This window comes from Tenacibaculum soleae (genome assembly GCF_001693415.1).
In the GTDB taxonomy this organism is placed as follows: domain Bacteria; phylum Bacteroidota; class Bacteroidia; order Flavobacteriales; family Flavobacteriaceae; genus Polaribacter; species Polaribacter soleae.
In genome coordinates, this window is record NZ_MAKX01000001.1 from 501,563 (window position 1) to 522,295 (window position 20,733).

The 20,733-nt window shown below is 27.9% G+C and carries 22 protein-coding genes; 9 read left to right on the plus strand and 13 right to left on the minus strand.

The annotated features are described in order from the left end of the window. Positions 1 to 38 precede the first annotated feature (38 nt). Positions 39 to 1,034, minus strand: a complete 996-nt coding sequence (locus BA195_RS02245) for an NAD(P)H-dependent glycerol-3-phosphate dehydrogenase (RefSeq protein WP_068702006.1) — start codon at positions 1,032 to 1,034, stop codon at positions 39 to 41. A 95-nt stretch (positions 1,035 to 1,129) separates the two neighbouring features. On the opposite strand from BA195_RS02245, the gene dut reads away from it, so the two are divergent. Beyond that, a complete protein-coding gene (dut, locus tag BA195_RS02250) occupies positions 1,130 to 1,561 on the plus strand; it encodes a dUTP diphosphatase (RefSeq protein WP_068702008.1) in 432 nt (143 codons plus the stop codon). Here the strand turns inward: dut and BA195_RS02255 are convergent. Both BA195_RS02255 and recA read right to left on the minus strand, forming a co-directional pair. Continuing rightward, positions 1,558 to 2,097, minus strand: a complete 540-nt coding sequence (locus BA195_RS02255; RefSeq protein WP_068702010.1) for a GNAT family N-acetyltransferase — start codon at positions 2,095 to 2,097, stop codon at positions 1,558 to 1,560. The genes dut and BA195_RS02255 overlap by 4 nt on opposite strands. A gap of 93 nt (positions 2,098 to 2,190) precedes the next feature. Continuing rightward, on the minus strand, positions 2,191 to 3,198 hold the full coding sequence (gene recA, locus BA195_RS02260) for a recombinase RecA (protein WP_068702012.1): 1,008 nt from the start codon (positions 3,196 to 3,198) through the stop codon (positions 2,191 to 2,193). A 115-nt stretch (positions 3,199 to 3,313) separates the two neighbouring features. Between recA and BA195_RS02265 the strand changes: the two genes are divergently transcribed. Together BA195_RS02265 and BA195_RS02270 are read left to right on the plus strand one after the other, a co-directional pair. Continuing rightward, positions 3,314 to 4,105, plus strand: a complete 792-nt coding sequence (locus BA195_RS02265; RefSeq protein WP_068702015.1) for an aldose epimerase family protein — start codon at positions 3,314 to 3,316, stop codon at positions 4,103 to 4,105. Between the two features lie 4 nt (positions 4,106 to 4,109). After that, the gene (locus tag BA195_RS02270) at positions 4,110 to 4,682 is read left to right on the plus strand and encodes a pseudouridine synthase (protein ID WP_068702017.1); all 573 of its coding nucleotides are present in this window, start codon (positions 4,110 to 4,112) and stop codon (positions 4,680 to 4,682) included. 161 nt (positions 4,683 to 4,843) lie between these two features. Here the strand turns inward: BA195_RS02270 and BA195_RS02275 are convergent, their stop codons facing one another. The 4 genes from BA195_RS02275 to BA195_RS02285 form a co-directional block, all read right to left on the minus strand. Next, positions 4,844 to 5,284 carry a GNAT family N-acetyltransferase gene (locus BA195_RS02275; RefSeq protein ID WP_068702019.1) on the minus strand — a complete coding sequence of 147 codons (441 nt, stop codon included), beginning with the start codon at positions 5,282 to 5,284 and terminating at the stop codon, positions 4,844 to 4,846. Next, on the minus strand, positions 5,284 to 5,718 hold the full coding sequence (gene rpiB / locus BA195_RS02280; RefSeq protein WP_068702021.1) for a ribose 5-phosphate isomerase B: 435 nt from the start codon (positions 5,716 to 5,718) through the stop codon (positions 5,284 to 5,286). Before rpiB ends, BA195_RS02275 begins: the two co-directional genes overlap by 1 nt. 661 nt (positions 5,719 to 6,379) lie before the next feature. Beyond that, a complete protein-coding gene (locus tag BA195_RS14305; RefSeq protein WP_176714940.1) occupies positions 6,380 to 6,547 on the minus strand; it encodes a hypothetical protein in 168 nt (55 codons plus the stop codon). 76 nt (positions 6,548 to 6,623) lie between these two features. Further along, positions 6,624 to 7,535 carry a diacylglycerol/lipid kinase family protein gene (locus BA195_RS02285; protein WP_068702023.1) on the minus strand — a complete coding sequence of 304 codons (912 nt, stop codon included), beginning with the start codon at positions 7,533 to 7,535 and terminating at the stop codon, positions 6,624 to 6,626. A gap of 115 nt (positions 7,536 to 7,650) precedes the next feature. Here BA195_RS02285 and rnr point away from each other — a divergent pair, with 115 nt between their 5' ends. The 3 genes from rnr (at position 7,651) to BA195_RS02300 (ending at position 10,867) form a co-directional block, all read left to right on the plus strand. Continuing rightward, positions 7,651 to 9,867, plus strand: a complete 2,217-nt coding sequence (rnr, locus tag BA195_RS02290; RefSeq protein ID WP_068702025.1) for a ribonuclease R — start codon at positions 7,651 to 7,653, stop codon at positions 9,865 to 9,867. Between the two features lie 90 nt (positions 9,868 to 9,957). Next, positions 9,958 to 10,635: a head GIN domain-containing protein gene (locus tag BA195_RS02295; RefSeq protein WP_068702027.1), complete on the plus strand. Its 678-nt coding sequence runs from the start codon at positions 9,958 to 9,960 to the stop codon at positions 10,633 to 10,635. A 34-nt stretch (positions 10,636 to 10,669) separates the two neighbouring features. Further along, complete coding sequence (locus tag BA195_RS02300) at positions 10,670 to 10,867, plus strand: Sec-independent protein translocase subunit TatA/TatB (RefSeq protein ID WP_068702029.1); 198 nt, start codon at positions 10,670 to 10,672, stop codon at positions 10,865 to 10,867. Between the two features lie 60 nt (positions 10,868 to 10,927). Here the strand turns inward: BA195_RS02300 and BA195_RS02305 are convergent, their stop codons facing one another. Together BA195_RS02305 and BA195_RS02310 are read right to left on the minus strand one after the other, a co-directional pair. Next, a complete protein-coding gene (locus BA195_RS02305; protein WP_068702031.1) occupies positions 10,928 to 11,245 on the minus strand; it encodes a heavy metal-binding domain-containing protein in 318 nt (105 codons plus the stop codon). 2 nt (positions 11,246 to 11,247) lie between these two features. Continuing rightward, entirely contained in the window at positions 11,248 to 12,174 is a 927-nt protein-coding gene (locus BA195_RS02310) for an SPFH domain-containing protein (protein ID WP_068702033.1), read from the minus strand. A 128-nt stretch (positions 12,175 to 12,302) separates the two neighbouring features. On the opposite strand from BA195_RS02310, the gene BA195_RS02315 reads away from it, so the two are divergent. Next, the gene (locus BA195_RS02315) at positions 12,303 to 12,701 is read left to right on the plus strand and encodes a DoxX family membrane protein (protein ID WP_068702035.1); all 399 of its coding nucleotides are present in this window, start codon (positions 12,303 to 12,305) and stop codon (positions 12,699 to 12,701) included. A 141-nt stretch (positions 12,702 to 12,842) separates the two neighbouring features. On the opposite strand, the gene BA195_RS02320 is transcribed toward BA195_RS02315, so the two are convergent. The 4 genes from BA195_RS02320 to BA195_RS02335 all read right to left on the minus strand — a co-directional run bounded on the left by BA195_RS02320 (position 12,843) and on the right by BA195_RS02335 (position 19,496). After that, entirely contained in the window at positions 12,843 to 13,727 is an 885-nt protein-coding gene (locus BA195_RS02320; RefSeq protein ID WP_084443021.1) for a class I SAM-dependent methyltransferase, read from the minus strand. Positions 13,728 to 13,819: 92 nt separating this feature from the next. After that, positions 13,820 to 15,697: a tRNA uridine-5-carboxymethylaminomethyl(34) synthesis enzyme MnmG gene (gene mnmG, locus BA195_RS02325; protein WP_068702037.1), complete on the minus strand. Its 1,878-nt coding sequence runs from the start codon at positions 15,695 to 15,697 to the stop codon at positions 13,820 to 13,822. Between the two features lie 29 nt (positions 15,698 to 15,726). Beyond that, complete coding sequence (ybeY, locus tag BA195_RS02330) at positions 15,727 to 16,143, minus strand: rRNA maturation RNase YbeY (RefSeq protein WP_068702039.1); 417 nt, start codon at positions 16,141 to 16,143, stop codon at positions 15,727 to 15,729. A 38-nt stretch (positions 16,144 to 16,181) separates the two neighbouring features. Continuing rightward, positions 16,182 to 19,496 (minus strand): DUF4175 family protein, encoded by a 3,315-nt coding sequence (locus BA195_RS02335; protein ID WP_068702041.1) that lies wholly within the window; start codon positions 19,494 to 19,496, stop codon positions 16,182 to 16,184. A 124-nt stretch (positions 19,497 to 19,620) separates the two neighbouring features. Here BA195_RS02335 and BA195_RS02340 point away from each other — a divergent pair, with 124 nt between their 5' ends. Then, on the plus strand, positions 19,621 to 20,466 hold the full coding sequence (locus tag BA195_RS02340; RefSeq protein WP_068702043.1) for a transporter: 846 nt from the start codon (positions 19,621 to 19,623) through the stop codon (positions 20,464 to 20,466). Positions 20,467 to 20,564: 98 nt separating this feature from the next. Continuing rightward, complete coding sequence (locus BA195_RS14310; RefSeq protein ID WP_176714941.1) at positions 20,565 to 20,732, plus strand: hypothetical protein; 168 nt, start codon at positions 20,565 to 20,567, stop codon at positions 20,730 to 20,732. The last annotated feature ends 1 nt before the right edge of the window (position 20,733 follow it).

Here is a 20,733-nt window from a genome sequence, read left to right on the forward strand (position 1 = left end):
TTTTTATTAAGAAGGATTATTTGTACAAATGCAAACAACTAATCTAATCTATTTGTTAACTTTAAAAACTCATCTTTCGCTTCTTTTTTACCGTATAACACATTGTACACAGCATCAATTATAGGAGTTTTTGCGCCATTTTTTTGATTGATTTCAAAAGCACTCTTAGTAGCATAATATCCTTCAGCAACCATACTCATTTCTAACATTGCCGATTTTACAGTGTAGCCTTTACCAATCATGTTACCAAACATTCTATTTCTACTAAAAACGGAATATCCGGTAACTAATAAATCACCTAAATAAGCTGAGTTATTAATATTACGTTTCATTTTATGTACCTTTTTAATAAAACGTTTCATCTCTCTTATACCATTACTCATTAATACTGCCTGAAAATTATCACCATATCCTAAACCATGAGCAATACCAGCTGCAATAGCATAAATATTTTTTAACATAGCTGCATATTCGGTACCAATAATATCATCAGATATTTTAGTTTTTATATAACGCCCCGAAATGTACTTACTTAAATCGGTTGCTTTTTCTTGATCTTGACAAGCTAAAGTTAAATACGATAAACGTTCCATTGCAACCTCTTCTGCATGACAAGGCCCAGTAATTACCCCAATATTATTAAAAGGTATATTATATTTTTGATGAAAATGTTCGCCAACAATCAATCCTGTTTCAGGTACAATTCCTTTAATTGCTGAAAAAATTATTTTATTTTTTAATGATGCAGTTAATTTTTCGAGTTCAGTATTTACAAAAGCAGAAGGAATTGCAAAAATTAATATATCGTAATTTTTAACGATATAATTCATATCCTCTGATAAATTTAATTGTTTTGGATGTAATTCTGCAGAGCTTAAATAACTAGGGTTATGCTTATTACGTTTTATATGTTCAATAGCATATATACTTCGCATATACCATCCAATAGTGTCTAAATTTTCAGATAACATTTTTACAATGGCAGTAGCCCAACTTCCGCCACCTAAAACTGCTATTTTAGCTTGCTTACTCATATCGTAGTTTGTTTGTTATACAAAATTAATAAAACTATATACTACTATCTAAACCTTAAGGGTATTATATTTGAATATTAAAAAAATTAAATCGAATGAACGTACAAATAATCAACAAATCAAAACATCAAACTCCTACTTATGAAACTGAAGCTTCTGCCGGAATGGATTTACGTGCAAATATTGAAGAAGCAATTACACTAAAACCTTTAGAAAGAACTATTATAAAAACTGGTTTATTTATCGCTTTACCTGTTGGATTTGAGGCACAAGTACGTCCGCGAAGCGGATTGGCAGCTAAAAAAGGAATTACTGTTTTAAATGCTCCTGGAACTGTGGATGCTGATTATCGTGGTGAAATTGGTGTAATTTTGGTAAACTTATCTAATGAAGTTTTTATAGTAAATGATGGTGAGCGTATTGCACAATTAGTTATTGCAAAACACGAACGTGTAAACTGGCAAGAAGTTACTTTTTTAAATGAAACTGCACGTGGTACAGGTGGTTTTGGTAGTACGGGAGTTTAAGTTATTTTTTTATAAAGTTGACTCATTTTACGAACCTCATCATATAATAGTTCAAAACATAAAAAACAATGTGAATAATATTGGTATTCGAATTTTTTATAAAATTCAAAAGCTTGTGGTTGCGCATCCATCGCATCTAACCAAACTATTTCATATTGTTTTTTAATAGCTTGATTTTCTAACCAACTTAATAATTTTTTACCGATTCCGTTGCCTTGTGTTTTTTTATGTAAATAAATACGGTGTAATTTTACGCATTTTTTGGTGTTAAAATCTCCTAGTTTTTCTTCCCAAATAATTCTAAAATTACCTATTATTTCATTGTTAAAAATCACAAAATAATTTTCAGATTTTTTATCTAAAAGTTCATTATTAAATTTTTCTTTTGAGTATTGCGTATTTACGTACCAAGCTCCTCCATCTTTCCAAAAATGACTATAAGCTGGTGGATAAATTTCTTTCATTAATCTGAAAAAAATCTCTGAATCTGTATTCAAAATTTCTTTTAAATGTATGTTTTCTGAAATGTAAATCATTCTTTTAAAATCTAAATTTATATTAATATACTAAACAAAAAGCTGTTGATTTCTCAACAGCTTTTTTAATAAATAAACCTTTTAATTTAAAACTTATTCTTGATTTTCAATAGCATCTTTTATTTTACCTTCAAGTTCTTCCATTAATTCAGGATTATCTTTAATTAAGTTTTTAACGGCATCTCTACCTTGCCCTAATTTTGTATCTCCATAGCTAAACCATGAACCACTTTTCTTTATAATTCCGTATTCTACACCAATATCTAAAACTTCACCAACTTTTGATATTCCTTTACCATACATAATGTCAAATTCTGCAATTTGAAAAGGTGGTGCTACTTTATTTTTTACCACTTTTACTTTGGTACTGTTACCAATAACTCTGTCGCCATCTTTTATTTGTGTTCTACGACGAATGTCTAAACGAACAGAAGCATAAAATTTTAATGCATTACCACCAGTTGTAGTTTCTGGGTTACCAAACATTACCCCAATTTTTTCACGTAATTGGTTAATAAATATAACAGTACATTTTGTTTTACTAATAGTACCTGTTAATTTACGTAAGGCTTGCGACATTAAACGGGCATGTAATCCCATTTTAGAATCTCCCATTTCACCTTCAATCTCTGATTTTGGTGTTAAAGCAGCAACCGAATCGACTACTACAATATCAACAGCACCTGATCTAATTAAATTATCAGCAATTTCTAGGGCTTGCTCACCATGATCTGGTTGTGAAATAATTAAATTATCAGTATCAACTCCTAAACTTTCTGCATAAAAACGATCAAAAGCGTGTTCTGCATCAATAAAAGCAGCTATACCTCCTGCTTTTTGAGCTTCGGCAATTGCATGTATTGTTAAGGTTGTTTTACCTGATGATTCTGGTCCGTATATTTCAATAACTCTTCCACGAGGATATCCTCCTACTCCTAAAGCTAAATCTAATCCTAAAGATCCTGATGAAATTGCATCTATATCTTCTACTTGACTGTCACCCAGTTTCATAACTGTTCCCTTACCATAAGTTTTATCTAACTTATCAAGTGTAAGTTTCAGCGCTTTTAGTTTTGCTTCTTTTTCTTTATCTGCTGCCATAAATCGTGCTAATTATATTAAAAATAAGAGCAGCTAAGTTATGAAAAACTACTTTTATTTTACTACCTTTTATGTTACAATATTTGTATTATTGTTTTCATTTAAATTTAAAAAAATGAGTGCGATTATTATTTTAAAAAATACCCTAAGTTTAGCTACTATAAATAATGGTGAGCTTGTTAGCTTTATTGTTAATAACAAAGAATTTATGCATAGTAAAGAGGCTCCTGGTTGGAATGCTTCTGATACTGAAATGTTTCCTATTATTGGGCCTACAAAAAATAATGATTATACTATTAATACTACAAACGGTATTGCCAAACAAGATCAACATGGATTATTAAGAGAGCTTAGTTATCAATTAATTTCTAAAAATAATACAACGGTAATTTTTGAAAAAAAATATGTAAAAAACACCTTGGTTAAAAATGCTAAATTTTCGCATAAATCAACTCAAGAATTTTTGTTTTGGCCTTATGATTTTACTTTCAGAAAAATAATTTCATTAACAGATACATCCATAAAAATAGATTTTGAAATTACCTCTGATAAAGGAATGCCTTATATGTTTGGGTACCATCCGAGTTTTAAATTATCGGGTTTAGGTACAGAAATTATAAAAACAGAAGAGGAAAAAATTACTTTAAATTCAATTTTAAATGTAGGTTCAGCGGCTTACAAAGTTTTAAATATTGATGAAATTATTTTAATTAAAAATAATACTCCTAGCTTAAAAATTAATACTAAAAACTTTAATAATTTTATGTTATGGACCGAAGTTAATAACATGCTTTGTATTGAGCCTATAACTCAATATCCACTGTTAAAAACTCAAAAATATTCAGAAAAAAATATGAGAATAAGTACTGGTAAGGAATTATTTTCGGTAACCATTAGTAGTTTATAAAAACATGGAACATAGGCACTTTATAATTTACAAACCATTTGGCTTTTTATCACAATTTATTACCAATCAAAAAAAAGGTGGTAAACATAAAATGTTAGGCGAATTACATGATTTTCCTGAAGGAACCATGGCTGTAGGTAGATTAGATGTAAAATCGGAAGGTTTATTGTTATTAACTACCGATGGAAAAGTAAGTGATTTTATTACCACCAGGGGTAAGGTAGAAAAAGAATATTATGTACAAGTTAACGGGCTAATAACCCAAGAAAAAATTGAACAATTACAAAAAGGTGTTGAAATTGGTTTTGATGGTAAAAAATACCAAACCAAACCTTGTAAAGTTCGATTAATTGATATTCCTGATTTTCCAGAACGCTCTAAAAAAATACGGGACGACCGTCATGGACCTACGAGTTGGATTTCTGTTACTTTAACCGAAGGTAAATTTAGACAGGTTCGTAAAATGACATCGGCTGTTGATTGCCCTACGCTACGTTTAGTACGTGTTCGTGTAGGAAATATTTTATTAGGTAAAATGGATTCTGGTGACGTTATTGAAGTAGAAAAACTACTGTAACCTATGTTACTTTTTAAAAATTTTCTTTTGATTAATTTTACTGTATGAGAGATAATTCAAATACTTTTATTTATATAATTGCAGCTATAATAATCTTACATTTTATAGTAGGATTTGGATACTTGTTATATAAAATAAATAAAAAAGAGAAAAAGAAATAACTATGCTCTAACCATCTTAATATGCGGAATATTATCTTCTAAATACCCTTCTCCTACTTGCTTAAATCCGTGAGATTCATAAAATTTTTGTAAATAGGTTTGTGCCGAAATTGTAATTTTATTTTCGCTATAATTATCAACAATTCCTTGTATAGATGCTTTTATTAAATCGTGTCCATAACCAAATTTACGTTCACTATTTTTTACAACTACCCTACCAATACTAGGCGTATCAAAATATTGCTTACTATCAAACAAACGAGTGTACGCTATTATTTTATCATCTTTAAAACCTAAAACATGTAATGCTTTTTGATCTTTAAAATCAATATCTTGATATACACAATCTTGCTCAACAACAAAAACTTCAGAACGTAATTGAAGTATTTCATACAGTTCTGAAGTTGTTAATTCTTTAAATGTTTTTATTTTAAATATCATTAGCAATTACACGCTATTTTATTAACTCTATTTGCATGACGACCTCCTTCAAATTCTGTTGCTAAAAATAATTTTACAAAACCTAATGCTTGTTGTAATGATACAAAACGAGCCGGAATAGTTAAAATATTTGCATTATTATGTTGGCGGGTTAATTGTACCAATTCATTATTCCAACATAAAGCAGCACGCACTCCTTGGTGTTTATTAGCAGTCATTTGAGCTCCGTTACCGCTACCGCATAAAATAATTCCCATTTGAGCTTGTTCGGTTTCTACAGCTTCGGCAGTTGGATGTATGGCATCAGGATAATCCATACTACTAGTATCATTAGTTCCAAAATTAATTACTTTATGGCCTAATTCTTCTAAAAGAGTAATAATTTCAAATTTATATTCGGTACCTGCATGGTCATTTCCGATGGCAATTGTCATAATTTGTTGATTTTAATTTAGTTGTGTACTACAAAAATACAGTTATTAACGGTTATCAACAGTAATTAACAATGCTTTTTTTAGTATTCTTAATAAGCCTTTAAAAATTAAGTACTTAAATGATATTAGTTAATTGTTAAGAACTACTAGAAGATTTTAAAAAGTTTATTTGATTATTTACATTTTTTTTACAATACAAGAACAAGTATTACATACACAACTTTTTTTATGAGTTTCTAATAAACATTTATCAACATAAAATTAACCTGTTGTTTACAATATAAAATCAATTAACTATTCATAAAATTAAGTGAATTATTGTTTATAACTATTGTTAATAACTCTGTTTTATAGTTGATTTTAAAGTTTTTAATTAACTAATAACATGTTTATTTTATTTAATAAGTGATATTGACAAAAATTTAAACACTAAGTTATGCTACATATTAACACACTATAATAACAATAATTTCTTTTTTTAAATTTTAAAAATCTTTTATATAAATAATATTATATGTTAATAACAGTTTTTAGAAAATTGAAATTTTAAAATGAATATATATTTTACTAATTAAGAATATTTTTAAAATATAAAATTCTTAATAAAGTATATATAAAACTAGTGATGTTGATAAGTAAGTATAAAAGATACTAATAGTGTTTAAGCGTTTCTTTTTCCTTTTTTTAGAAGATAAACTGAGTCTTTAGCTTTAACTATATTGGTAGGCGTTTTTTTATTTAAAGTCGTATTAATACTTATTACAGTAACAATAATACCTGTAATAAAGATAAAAATAAATAATCCTATTATTTTATGTAAGTTTTTCATTAAAAACGACTTGTATACTTATAAAGACGTAAAATTTTAAGAAATGTTACAATTTTATTAAGATTTTTTTAACTTTTTAAGGAATTACAAATCGTAAAGCTTTATGAATTATTGATGCTGTTACTTTTCCGGTACCAATTAATTCGCCATCAGCTTGTATAAATGGTTGAATTTTAGCGTATTTAGGAGTTATTAACAAAGTGTTTGAAAGATGTGTTTCTACTTTTTTATGATTAATTATTAAGCCATCATATAGCTTTTTTATATTACGAATCAAATCAATTAATGCTAAATTTTTAGCTATTGTAATATCAAATAAACCATCTGTAGTATCTTTATAATCAGTTAATTGCATACCACCAGCTGAATATTTACAAATACCAAAAAGTGTCATTAAACATTTTGTTTCTATAGATAGATTATTTACCTCAATAGTAAAAATTGTTTTTTTATATAATAATAATCCAGCAATACCACTTAAAAGATAAGCTATTGGCCCAAAACATTTTAATTTATTTAGTTTGTTAACAACATAGCCATCATAACCAATACCGGCAACATTATTAAAAAAAGCACTAGTATTTGTTAATTGTAAATACCCAACATCTTGTAAAATTGTTTTTTTATGATGAATTAAATTTATCGAATTAGCTACATTATTTGGCATATTATAAGTCTTAATCCAATCGTTTCCGGTACCTAAAGGAATTACACCTACGGTAATATCAGAAGTTTTTACATATCTTTGCGTCATAATTCCGTTTACTACATGATGTAGTGTACCATCTCCGCCAACGGAAATTATATTTCTATACCCTTGTTGAATAGCTGTGTGTACCAATTCAATTTCATGTTTAGAATGTGTTGTAAAAGCAACAAAAAAATCGATATTTTTTTCGTTTAATAATTGCTCAATTTCTTTCCATTTTTTAGAAAGTTTTTTATTTCCAGAAACTGGATTAGCAATTACAAACCAAGAATGTATCATAAATAATAATGTATAATAACGCCAAAATACAAAATAGATTGATAACACTTATTTAATAAACAAAGCTGTGTATTTATTTGTAAATTGGTAACAATTATAAAAAGAAGAAAGATTAATGACTAGAAAGAAAAAAATCTACAAAAAAAAGGGGAAAGTAATTAAAGATTTAACCCGAAATATATTTAAAATACTTAAAGAAGATACTTCAAAAACCTATAATTACAAGCAAATTGCTAGTAAAATGAAAATTTCTGATACAGACGGAAAAACGCAAGTATTAAAAAAATTAACTGAATTAACAGCTACCAAAAAAATTAAAGAAATTGATAGAGGTAAATATCAAATAAACGAAGATCGTAAATATCATATTGGTACGTTAGATGTAACATCTAATGGAAACGGATATTTTATGTGTGATGATTTTGAAAATGATATTTTTATACCTTCAATAAATTTAGGAAAAGGATTACATCAAGATACCGTAAAGGCGTTTGTTTATAAAAAACGACGTTCAAATAAATTAGAAGCTGAAGTTGTTGAAATCATAGAACGCCATAAAACAGAATTTGTTGGTGTTTTACAAATGAATAAAACTTTTGGTTTTGTAATACCAGATAATCAAAAAATGTATGCTGATTTATTTATTTCTCAAAATAAAATAAATGGAGCAGAACATGGTGATAAAGTGGTTGCAACAATGACAGATTGGCCTGATAATTCTAAAAACCCGTTTGGTAAAATAACCCAAGTTTTAGGTAAACCAGGCGAGCATGAAACAGAAATTCATTCTATTTTATTAGAATACGGATTGCCTTATGAATTTCCATCAGAAGTAGAAAAAGAAGCGGAAAGTTTACCAATTGAAATTACTGAAACAGAAATTGCGAAACGAAGAGATATGCGTAACGATTTAACCTTTACCATTGATCCTAAAGATGCTAAAGATTTTGATGATGCATTATCGTTTACCAAATTAGAAAATGGAAATTACGAAATAGGTATTCATATTGCCGATGTTTCTCATTATTTACAACCAAAAACTATTTTAGATGATGAGGCTTATGAGAGAGCAACATCAGTTTATTTAGTTGATAGAGTGGTACCTATGTTACCAGAAATGCTTAGTAACGGTGTTTGTTCATTACGACCAAATGAAGAAAAATTAACATTTTCGGCAGTATTTGAAATCAATGAAAAAGCACAAATTATTAAGCAATGGTTTGGTAGAACTGTAACCTATTCAGATCAACGATTTGCGTATGAAGAGGCACAATCTATTATAGAAAATTGTACACTTTCTGATGATATTCAACCTTATACAATGCCACTTGATGTTTCAATTATAGATAAAGAATATCAAGTAACTCCAAAAATTGTAGAAGCCACTTTAAAATTAGATGAATTAGCAAAAAAACTACGTAAAAAACGTATGAAAGCTGGTGCAATTTCATTTGATAGAGTTGAAGTTAAATTCAATTTAGATGAAGAAGCAAATCCTGTGGGAGTTTTCTTTAAAGAATCTAAAGATGCTAATAAACTTATTGAAGAATTTATGCTATTAGCTAATAGAAAAGTAGCAGAATTTATCGGTTTTTCTAAAGGAAAAGAAACTAAAAATACTTTTATTTATCGTACACATGATGAACCAAATATTGATAAATTAGCTTCATTACAAAACATTATCAATAAATTTGGATATAAAATTAATACAGAAACCAAAGAAAAAACTTCACAATCTTTAAATAAATTATTAAGTGATGTTCATGGAAAAGGTGAAGCTAATATGGTTGAAACTTTAGCAATCCGATCGATGAGTAAAGCAGCTTATACTACTCAAAATATTGGGCATTACGGATTAGCTTTTGATTATTATAGTCATTTTACATCGCCAATTCGTCGTTATCCCGATGTAATGACGCATCGTTTATTACAACATTATTTAGACGGTGGAACTTCACCAAAAGCAGATGATTATGAAGTTAAATGTAAACATTCATCACAAAGAGAAGAATTAGCTGCTAAAGCCGAACGATCTAGCATTAAATATATGCAGATTAAATATATGAAAGATCACCAAGATGAAGAATTTGTTGGTGTTATTTCAGGAGTTACAGAATGGGGTATTTATGTAGAAATTTCTTCAAATAAATGTGAAGGAATGGTTCGTATCAGAGATATAAAAGATGATTATTACATTTTTGATGAAAAACAATACGCCATTGTTGGTCAATCTTCACACAATGTAATTCAGTTAGGTGATGAAGTGGTTGTTAAAGTTAAAAATACAGATTTAGAACGTAAACATTTAGATTTTCATTTAATTTCGCATTAATATATCTTTTTTGTCACAATAAATTTTAATATTTGTCTTTATACTATTGGTATAATTATTGAATATACCCCATAATTAACAACAATTAAAATGAAAAAAATAACCCTTTTATGTTTGTTTTTGATGTCCGTTTTAGCATCAGCACAAACAACAATTACAAAAAGTTTAGGAGAATTTTCTACAATAAAAGTGTATAACGGAATTGATGTAGAGTTGATAAAATCTACAGAAAATAAAATTACTGTTACTGGTGAAAAAGCTGAAAAAGTAACAATAAAAAATAAAAATAATACTTTAAAAATATCATTAAAATTTCCTGAAACTACTGCCGATGGAAAAGTAAAAGTAAAACTGAATTATGCAACAATATTAAAAATAATTGATGCAAATGAAGGTGCTACTATTACAGGTAAAGGTATTAAACAGACTCAAATTGAAATTAAAGCTCAAGAGGGAGCTTTTATTAACATGGTAGTTGATGTTAAGCATTTAAAGGTTAAAAGTTCATCAGGGGCCGTTATTAAGCTTTCTGGTACCACAAAAAATCAAAATGTAAATGCTGATTTAGGTGGTATGTATCATGGTTATAAATTAATGGTAAGTGATTTAAATCATGTACGTGCTGGTTCTGGTTCTAAAGTAGAAGTACAAGCAGGTGAAACATTAGATGCTAAAGTTTCTTTCGGAGGATCTATTTTTTACAAAGGAAAACCTGAAGTTTTTAAAAATAAAAAAGTAATCGGTGGCGTAATAGAACACCGAAGTTAATTTTGTATCTTTGTAATGTAAAATTTTATTAAAAATGATTTCACATAGTATATTTTTAGGAATGATAGGACCATGGCAAATAGCTATAGTTGTTGCATTGGTATTATTAATGTTTGGAGGAAAGAAAATTCCAGAATTAATGAAAGGCTTAGGTACAGGTATTAAAGAGTTTAAAACTGCTACTAAAGATGATGAAAATGAAGAAAATAGTAAAGTAGAAGAAACCAAATAATTAACTTTTCACTTACATAATAAAAAAACCGAAACTATAATTAGTTTCGGTTTTTCGTTTTTAAAATTTTATAGCAGTACCAGAGGCTGTAACCATTAACATGCCACCATTTTTACCTACGGTCTCATAATCTAAATCTACACCTACAATTGCGTCAGCACCTAATTGTTTAGCGCGTTCCTGCATTTCTCTTAAAGATGTATCTTTTGCTTCGCGTAAAACCTTTTCATAAGAACCTGAACGTCCGCCTACAATATCTCTTATTCCAGCAAAAAAGTCTTTAAATATATTAGCACCAATAATTGTTTCACCACTAACAATTCCTAAATATTCTTTAGCTGGTTTGTTTTCTATGGTATGTGTTGTAGATATTATCATAGTTATTCTCCTTTTTTAAGCTGTTTACTTTCCTTCATACTCTCCCCTATTTGATTTGTAGCTGCAAAACTAGCAACCATATCATTTAACATAGAACTAGCCGCATTTGGGTTATTTGGTAACAAAATTAAGTTACTGTTAGTATCTGCACCTATTGATTGTAAGGTATCATAATGTTGTGTAATTACAATTAAAGCTGATGCTTCTTGTGAATTAATACCAGCTCTGTTTAAAACTTCTACAGATTCTTCTAAACCACGAGCAATTTCGCGTCGTTGGTCAGCAATACCTTGTCCTTGTAAACGTTTACTTTCAGCTTCTGCCTTAGCACGTTCAACAATTAAAATACGTTGTGCATCTCCTTCATATTGTGCAGCAGTTTTCTCTCTTTCTGCAGCATTAATACGATTCATAGCTTCTTTTACTTGAGCATCTGGGTCAATATCAGTAACCAGCGTTTTAATAATATCATAACCATAAGTCATCATTGCTTCGTTTAACTCAGATTTTACAGCAATAGCAATATCATCTTTTTTAACAAATACATCATCTAACCTCATTTTAGGTACTTCAGCACGCACAACATCAAAAACATAAGATGTAATTTGATCATGTGGATAATCTAGCTTATAAAACGAATCATAGACTTTGTCTTTAATAACTTTATATTGAACGGATACTTTTAATTTAACAAATACATCATCCAACGTTTTCGTTTCAATTATTACATCTAATTGTTGAATTTTTAAACTCAACTTACCTGCAATCCTGTCTACTAAAGGAATTTTTAAATGTAATCCTGATTGACGAATACTATGAAACTTACCAAATCGCTGTATAATAGCTGCGGTTTGTTGTTTTACTGTAAAAAATGATGAAAAGAAAATAATGATTCCGAAAAAAATAACGGGATACAAATAGATTGGCATAATTTAGTTTTTTTGAATTAGTAATTTATAGATAAAGATACTATTTATAATAGATATATATAGGACGTTTTTTTTTAGTTTTGTTACATTATTTATTTATAAATTATATTTGCTACAAAATCAATTATATGGAACTTATACAACAGCATGCTACCGAGATTTTAATCTTACTTTTTTTAATAGTTACTTTTTTACAATCTGGAATTGATAAGGTAACCGACTTTAATGGTAATGCTTCTTTTATAAAAGAGCATTTTAAAAATTCGCCATTAAAAAACTCTGTACCACTTTTATTAGTAATTATTCTTGTTATGGAATTAATTGCGGGTGCTTTTATGTTTATTGGTATTTTTAATTTAGTAACTACTGGAAATACTTACCTAGCTTTATTAGGAACTCAAATTGCAGCCTTATCATTAATTTTTCTTTTAGTTGGTCAAAGATTAGCAAAAGATTATGCAGGTGCTATGACGCTAGCAGTTTATTTTATTATTACAATTTTTGGTATGTATTTATTAAATCAATAAAATTTATTTTAATTTATTTTTTAATAATTTTTACTGATTAAAAAACCTCTTAAATATTACATTTAAGAGGTTTTTTAATTTTAGTAAGGTATTTGTATATTTTATAAATTAAAACACACTTAATAACTGTTAAAATACCTTTTAGATATTTTTTACAAGGTAAATTAATGATGAATACTCTCCTGAACGTTTTGCTTTTGTATTTGAAGTTAAACCAATAAAAAAAGCACGTATCGGGTTTGTTTTTTTAGTTCTATTTTTTTCCGACAATAATGAAACATAATACGCATCAAATTTCATTGGTAGTATTTTTTCTATTTGCATTTCAACTTCACTAAATAATTTTTTTATTGAGTTTTTAGAGAAATGCCATAAATGTCTTGGTACATCATAAGCTGCCCAAAATTCTTTATAATGTTCTGCATCGTAACTTTTGTAATTAGGTACAGCTATTATTAAAATGCCTTTTGGTTTTAATAATTTTTTTAACTCAGTAATGTATTCAATTAAATTAGGTACATGTTCCAAAACATGCCAAAGTGAAATAACATCAAATTGTTTTCCTTTATATTCATCAATACTTTCTTTTAAATTAACTTTTTTATTAAAAGCAAAATCTCTTGCTTTTTTTGCTGGTTCTACTCCATTAATTTCCCAACCATTATTTTTACAAACTTTTAAAAAATCACCAGTACCTGCACCTACATCTAATATAGATTTCTCTTCAGTATTAAATGAATTTATTAATTTTAATTTCTGCTTTAAAGTATGATTTTTTACTAGTTGATAAACAGTATCAAAAATAGTTTTTTTACTATCTGTGTGCGATATATAATTTTCACTTAAATAATAATCTTCTAAATTTTGAGGTACAGGTGAAGTAACAAGCATTTCATATTCTTTATTATACATTACTTCATAGCTTTCATCAGAAACTGTATAATCAATACAATTTAATAAAGGAGTTAAGTTTTTATATAGTTCTTTTTTTGTGTTCAATTTCTTTTTCTTTTTATATTGTTCCATGTGGAACAATGTTTACTGTTGTTGCAATATTACGTAAAAAGAAAAAACGCTCCACAAGGAACGTTTTATTTTTTTTAATTCTAAATACAATTTTACCTGCCCATATAAACTAGTAAAACAGAAATATCACTTGGTGACACTCCACTTATTCTACTTGCTTGTGAAATAGATGTTGGTTGTATTTTAGATAATTTTTCTCTAGCTTCAAATGATAAAGATTTTACTTTACTGTAATCAAATTTAGAAGGAATTGGAACATTTTCTAGTCTATTTAATTTATCAGCATTGTTTTTTTCCTTTTCAATATATCCTGAATATTTTAAATGAATTTCTACTTGTTCAATTATTTCTTGATCAATATTATTTTCGGTTAAATAGTTATCTAGTTTTTTGATCGATTTAAAATCTAAAAAGGTTAACTGTGGTCTTGCTGCAATCTTAAATAATTTTACAGACTGATTTACTAAACTTAAGCCTTTACTTTGTAAGATAGGATTTACCTCTTCTTGTTTTACACTTAAATTTTCTATAAACTTAATTAATGCTTCTGTTTTAGTCTTCTTATTTTCTACTCTATCTAGTCTTTCTTTAGATGCTAAACCGATGTTAAAAGATTTTTCAGTTAAACGTAAATCAGCATTATCCTGTCTTAATAGTGTTCTGTATTCAGCACGAGAAGTAAACATTCTATATGGTTCTTCTGTTCCTTTGGTGATTAAGTCATCTATTAAAACACCAATATAAGCTTCACTTCTTTTAAGGATAAATGGTTCTTTATTTTTTGTTTTTAAAGCAGCATTTACCCCAGCCATTAATCCTTGCGCAGCTGCTTCTTCATAACCAGTTGTTCCGTTTATTTGACCTGCAAAAAATAAGTTTTCAATTAATTTAGTTTCTAAGTTGTGCTTTAATTGTGTTGGTGGAAAATAATCATATTCAATTGCGTATCCAAAACGTAAGAATTTTACATTTTCAAATCCGGCAATAGAACGTATTGCTTTATCCTGAACATCTTCTGGTAACGATGTTGAAAATCCGTTTACATAAATCTCTACTGTATTCCACCCTTCGGGTTCTACAAAAACTTGATGTCTTTCTTTCTCTGCAAAACGATCAATTTTATCTTCAACAGACGGGCAATATCTTGGTCCTGTTGATTTAATTCTACCGTTAAACATTGGTGAACGATCAAAACCTTCACGAAGTAAATCATGTACTTCAGGATTGGTGTATGTTAAGTAACAAGACCGTTGTTTTGTTAATGTATTGGTGATTGGTAAGTATGAGAATTTCTCTGGATTTACATCACCAGGTTGTTCTGTCATTTTAGAATAATCTAAAGATCTTCCATCAACTCTTGGTGGAGTTCCGGTTTTCATTCTTCCAGATTCAAACCCTTTTTCAATTAAATCTTCCGTAATTCCAGTTGAAGCTCCTTCTCCTGCTCTACCGCCACCAAATGTTTTTTCACCGATATGAATTAATCCATTTAAAAAAGTACCTGCGGTAACAATAACTGTTTTAGCTTTTATTTCTAATCCTAAAGCTGTTTTTACTCCAACAATTTTATCATCATCAAATAATAATCCGTTAACAGAATCTTGATAAAAATCTAGATTATCAGTTTTCTCTAACATGGTTCTCCAACACTCTGCAAATTGCATTCTATCAGATTGTGCTCTCGGACTCCACATAGCAGGTCCTTTCGATTTGTTTAGCATTTTAAACTGTATAGCTGTCTTGTCTGTTACAATAGCGCTATAACCACCTAAAGCATCAATTTCGCGAACTATTTGACCTTTTGCAATTCCTCCCATTGCAGGGTTACAACTCATTTGAGCAATGTTTTGCAAGTTCATAGTAATTAACAAAGTGTGTGCACCCATGTTTGCGCTAGCTGCTGCAGCCTCGCTACCGGCATGTCCACCTCCTACTACAATTACATCGTATGTTGTGTTAAATAAACTCATTTTTTACTACTGTTCCACGTGGAACGATTTTAGTTTCTGTTTAAAATTTCTAAAGAATCATTTTCTTTAGCGCGCATTATTTGTTTCTCTTCATCGGTTTTATCTTTGTATTTCATATAATGTAAAATACCATGAATAATTACACGATGTATTTCGTTTTCAAATAACACATTAAATTCTTTTGCATTTTCTCTTACTCTTTCAACTGAAATAAAAATATCTCCCCCAACTAATTTACCTAAAGTATAATCAAAACTAATAATATCTGTTAAGGTATCGTGTTGCAAAAACTCTACGTTCATTTTGTGTAAATAAGCATCATCACAAAAAATATAGTTGATTTCACCTAACTCAAAACCTTCATTTTGTATACAGGTTTTAATCCATTTTAAAGTTTTGTCTTCGTTTTTTAGAGTAAAATCTGTTTCGTAATTAAATACAATCATCCTTTAAATTGTTTAATAATAACATAAAATAATGTTGATTACTTATTGTTGTTTTGAAGATTAAAATACTCTTGAACCTTCTTTTTGTAATTAGGGCGCAAAGGTAATGCTTCTCTGTTTAATATTTCTGTTTGGTTATAAAACAACTTTTTAAACTTTAAATCTTTCGCTTTTTTAATATTGTACTCTTCTGTATTGGTATTTGCTTTTCTTTTATTATCCTTATTTTGTTTAAATGTAGCTCCTTCTAATTTTAATAATTGGTGGTTTAACTGTTGCATTCTGTTAATAGTTTTTTGTGTAAAACCTTTTTCTAGAATGTCATTTTCTAATTGTTCCATCTCTTTTAAGGCTTTTTTAGCTTTATCATTACCTTCTCTATTTCCTTTAAGTGCATCTTCAAGTTGTTGCCTTAATTGAGATTGTTCTTTATAAATTTGATACAAATCTCCATCTAATCCTTCACCCTGCTGTTCACTATTCTGATTTCCATTTTCACCTTTTTTTCCATTCTCTTTCTCACTTTTTCCATTTTTTCCATCTTTTGATTTTCCTTGATCTTTTTGCTGCATACCTTGTTGCATTTTTTTCATTAAGTCACTTTGTTTTTGAATAATGTCAGGTAAGCTAAAAGATTTTCCTTTACCTTTTCCTTTACCTTGTCCAGGTTTTGGATTTTTCATAGCATCTAATGTACTACTTAACATATCGATTAAAGTATTTGCAGCAGTCATTACATAACGTTGATTTGTAACTCCGTTGGTAAATTTATTATCTGCAAAATTTTCTAATGATTCATTTAAATTATAATGAGCTAATGATAACTGATCTTGAATTTTAGAAGATATTTTTGGGTTTTTTATTGATAAAACAAATAAGCTGTCATCAATATGCTCAAAGTAGGTTTTAAGTTGATATTGTTTTTGTAAGTTTTTACCAAAATTAGGATGTGAGGAATTAGTACTTGAAAATATATTCATTAATGCTTCTTGATCAAAAGAAAATGTAATTAAGTTTTCTAATACCTGACGTAAACCTTCCATGTTTTCTTCTTCCATTTGCATGCTCATTTCCTGCATAGATTGTTGCATGTTCTGACTCATTTTTTGCATTTTTTCAGAAGCCTTTTTCTGATTTTTTTTAGCTTCACCTTGTTGCTTATCTTTTATATTTTGATTAGCTGTATTAAGCTGTTCTTGCGTCTTTTTAGCTAATGCATCCATTTCAGGTAATTCCATCTGATTTTTTAACTCCTTATTTTCTTTTTTAATGTTATCTAAATCCTTTTTAATCTGCTGAAATTCTTTATTTATTTCTTCTTGCGCCTTAGTATTAATTTCTTTAGTACTTAATTCTTTTTGTTTTTTAGAAAGTTCATTTAAGTCATCAGCTGCCTTTTGTAGCTTTTGTTCAATATAAAAGCGTTTAGTCATTTCTAGAATACGCTCTAAACTCTTTTCTTGTTGTTTATTTTGTTCAGCCAGTTCTTTCGTTTTTTTTATTAAATCTTCCCTAGTTAATTTTTCAGCTAATTTTTTAAGTTCATCTAATAATTTTTGTTGTTTTTCTAGCTTTTTAAGTTCATCAATACGCTTTTTTAATTGTTGTTTCTTTTCTTGTAAACTCTTGTTTTTCTCTTTCTTTTCACTAAAATTACGCTGTAAATTTTTAGTTTGTCGTTGCATCATCTGTTTGTAATGCTCTTGATGTTTAATTATATTTTTTATTTTTTTCTTATCCTTCCAATTAACATTTTCTTTATTTTGAAGATTAAACTGAATTTTTTGCAATTCTTTTTTACTCTTTTTTTGTTTTGTTAAGGAGTTTTCTAGCGTTTGAATATAATTTTGTTGCTCTTGTAATAACTCATTTTCTATTTCATTATTTGTTTTTTGTCTGTACGAGAACTTTTTGCTAATTGTTTTTTTACTACCGTTTACAGCATCGTTATCAAACACCTGAAAATAGAGTTCATAATCGATTCCTTTTGTTAAGTTTAATTCATTAGGAAATTCAAAGAAGAAACTTTGAATTGTGTTGTTGCTAATAGTAATTGATTTATAATTTTTACTTTCAATAATGTTCTTATCATAATAAACTAACTCTAATTTTTTAAAACCATAATCATCACTTATTTGTCCAATAAATTGAGCATTTCCACGTGAAATGCTATCAATATTAGACCTCACATTAATTAAAGGGTGTTCGTCTTTAATTACATTAATAGTAAATTGTAATTGTTCATAGTCTCGTAGGTTTTTGTTTGTTGTAGTTATTTGGTAATTAATCGAATTTTTTATTTGCTTAGAATAATAAAAATCATTGTGTTTATTTTTGCTAAAATGATAACGAAGTTTATTTAATAACAAGTTAACAGTATCAGTTTCAGATGTTTTTACATGCCATTTTACAATTGTTCCTTGTGGAACATTTAGATTTCCAGTATTATTTATGGTTTCATTTTTTTTCTTTGTATACTTAGGATAAGTTAAATTTAATGCTATGTTTTGAATAGCAGGTGTTTTTATAACTTCAATACTATACTGTAACGAAGTAATATTATTTGCTTTTGCATAAAAAATTATAGGCTCCTGAACATCAATAAATGTATAAGAAAATAAACCATTACCTTCATTGTTAAAAAAATAATGTTGCTTATTAAAATGAATTTTTACTTCTTCTGGAGTAATTTTACCAGTGGTTTGAATATATATGGTTATATCTTCTCCTCTAATAACTTTTAAATTTTTAGTAGTTATGTTAAAATAAAAAGGTGCGGGTGCTTGGTAAGCTGTTGAATGGTTTACAACACGGTTAAAACTATCAGATAAATTTTTTGTTGTTCCTGTTATAAACGAAAGTATCCAAATAAAAACAGGAATTGCAGCGTATTTTAAGTATTTAATATTACTACTAAAATTTATAGCCTTGTTAAATGATATGGGCTTTATTTCTTCTGCTTTTTGACTAATACTAGCTAATAATAAATCAGATTGCTCGTTAGTATCCTTTAATTGTAATATGTTTAAAAGTTTATCATTTACTTCTGGAAAATGGTTTCCAATCATTTTTGAAGCTTCTATATCAGAAATTCCTTTTTGTAATCCTGTAATTTTAAAAATTGGAAAACAAATAAAAAGGATAAATAAAAGGAGTTCAATAATTATAAATAGCCAAAACAATATTGTTCTAGCCAATGGTTTTAACCATAAAAAATATTCTATAAATAAGGTGAAAAATAAATATACTAGCCCTAAAGAAATAAATAAAATACTTCCTTTTATTAGTTTGTTGGTATAGTATTTTTTACTAAACTGCTGTAATTTCTGTGTTATTCTATTAAAATCTTCCATATCGATTTATAAAAGTACTATTTTTAAAAGTAAAATTTAGTTAAAGATTTCTGTAAGAACTTTTGTTTATACTAGACTAAGTTATTAAAACTTATATTAAACTTGATTTATATTTACTTTAAAGATGAAAAAACTATTTACTTTACTACTATTAACCATTTCTTATAATTTATTTTCTCAAAGTCCGTGGACTAAGAAAAAGCAAGAATCATATTTACAAGTTTCCTTTACAACAGTTCCATCTTATGATAAAATTTATGGTAATCCAGAGCGAACTACACAAAGAAAAATAACTGATAATACTTTACAATTGTATGGTGAATACGGAATAACAAATAAAACAACTTTATTTGCAAATTTGCCTTTTAAGATGTTAAAATCAGGTGATTTGTCTGAAGATATGTCATTAGAATTACCAACATTTGTTACTGAAAGAGCAACTGAAACAATGCTTGGAAATATTCAAGTAGGAATTAAACACAATTTTTATAACAAAAAATGGATTATATCAGGGCAGTTAGCAATTGAAGCAAATACAGGAAGCTATATAGAAAGCGCTGGTTTACGAAGCGGTTATGATGCTTGGACATTTACCCCATTATTTTTAGTAGGACGCGGTTTTAATAAATGGTACATACAAGCATTTACAGGTTTTGATATTCGTACAAACAACTATAGTAGTAATTATAAATTAGGTGGTGAAATAGGTTATAAAACTCTAAATTGGTTATGGATTGCTGGTTTTTTAGATGGTGTAGCTTCTTTAAAAAATGGTGATATAACATTGCCTCAAGAAAATTTAAGTACAAGTTTGTATGTAAATGATCAAAGTTTTGCTGCATTTGGATTAAAATTTATAGGAGAAATAAATAAAAATTTTGGTGCTAATTTAGCATTAGGAGGTGCCTTTGCAGGACGTAATGTAGCAAAAGTACCCGCAATTAGTTTTGGTTTATATCATAAGTTTTAATTTTTATGGTTTTACCTTACTTATTTTACGGTTAAATTTTGATAAAAGTATTTTGAATTAGATACATTGCTACTTTATTAATCTATAAACTTTAAACTATGTTAAAAAGTATTTCAAATTTAGGCTCTGTATTAAATAAATTAGAACAAAAAAAAATTAATGGAGGAACACAAATAAAAAAAGATTTAGGTTGGTGTAAAAGGAATTATGAAGTTGGAGAACCAGATTATAATTGTTGTGTTGATCCTAAAATAGCTGGTTGTTAAT

Excerpts from the sequence above, each read along its gene's own strand:
- BA195_RS02245 (WP_068702006.1), bottom strand. The coding sequence starts at position 1,034 with ATGAGTAAGCAAGCTAAAATAGCAGTTTTAGGTGGCGGAAGTTGGGCT.
- dut (WP_068702008.1), top strand. The coding sequence starts at position 1,130 with ATGAACGTACAAATAATCAACAAATCAAAACATCAAACTCCTACTTAT.
- BA195_RS02255 (WP_068702010.1), bottom strand. The coding sequence starts at position 2,097 with ATGATTTACATTTCAGAAAACATACATTTAAAAGAAATTTTGAATACA.
- recA (WP_068702012.1), bottom strand. The coding sequence starts at position 3,198 with ATGGCAGCAGATAAAGAAAAAGAAGCAAAACTAAAAGCGCTGAAACTT.
- BA195_RS02265 (WP_068702015.1), top strand. The coding sequence starts at position 3,314 with ATGAGTGCGATTATTATTTTAAAAAATACCCTAAGTTTAGCTACTATA.
- BA195_RS02270 (WP_068702017.1), top strand. The coding sequence starts at position 4,110 with ATGGAACATAGGCACTTTATAATTTACAAACCATTTGGCTTTTTATCA.
- BA195_RS02275 (WP_068702019.1), bottom strand. The coding sequence starts at position 5,284 with ATGATATTTAAAATAAAAACATTTAAAGAATTAACAACTTCAGAACTG.
- rpiB (WP_068702021.1), bottom strand. The coding sequence starts at position 5,718 with ATGACAATTGCCATCGGAAATGACCATGCAGGTACCGAATATAAATTT.
- BA195_RS14305 (WP_176714940.1), bottom strand. The coding sequence starts at position 6,547 with ATGAAAAACTTACATAAAATAATAGGATTATTTATTTTTATCTTTATT.
- BA195_RS02285 (WP_068702023.1), bottom strand. The coding sequence starts at position 7,535 with ATGATACATTCTTGGTTTGTAATTGCTAATCCAGTTTCTGGAAATAAA.
- rnr (WP_068702025.1), top strand. The coding sequence starts at position 7,651 with ATGACTAGAAAGAAAAAAATCTACAAAAAAAAGGGGAAAGTAATTAAA.
- BA195_RS02295 (WP_068702027.1), top strand. The coding sequence starts at position 9,958 with ATGAAAAAAATAACCCTTTTATGTTTGTTTTTGATGTCCGTTTTAGCA.
- BA195_RS02300 (WP_068702029.1), top strand. The coding sequence starts at position 10,670 with ATGATTTCACATAGTATATTTTTAGGAATGATAGGACCATGGCAAATA.
- BA195_RS02305 (WP_068702031.1), bottom strand. The coding sequence starts at position 11,245 with ATGATAATATCTACAACACATACCATAGAAAACAAACCAGCTAAAGAA.
- BA195_RS02310 (WP_068702033.1), bottom strand. The coding sequence starts at position 12,174 with ATGCCAATCTATTTGTATCCCGTTATTTTTTTCGGAATCATTATTTTC.
- BA195_RS02315 (WP_068702035.1), top strand. The coding sequence starts at position 12,303 with ATGGAACTTATACAACAGCATGCTACCGAGATTTTAATCTTACTTTTT.
- BA195_RS02320 (WP_084443021.1), bottom strand. The coding sequence starts at position 13,727 with ATGGAACAATATAAAAAGAAAAAGAAATTGAACACAAAAAAAGAACTA.
- mnmG (WP_068702037.1), bottom strand. The coding sequence starts at position 15,697 with ATGAGTTTATTTAACACAACATACGATGTAATTGTAGTAGGAGGTGGA.
- ybeY (WP_068702039.1), bottom strand. The coding sequence starts at position 16,143 with ATGATTGTATTTAATTACGAAACAGATTTTACTCTAAAAAACGAAGAC.
- BA195_RS02335 (WP_068702041.1), bottom strand. The coding sequence starts at position 19,496 with ATGGAAGATTTTAATAGAATAACACAGAAATTACAGCAGTTTAGTAAA.
- BA195_RS02340 (WP_068702043.1), top strand. The coding sequence starts at position 19,621 with ATGAAAAAACTATTTACTTTACTACTATTAACCATTTCTTATAATTTA.
- BA195_RS14310 (WP_176714941.1), top strand. The coding sequence starts at position 20,565 with ATGTTAAAAAGTATTTCAAATTTAGGCTCTGTATTAAATAAATTAGAA.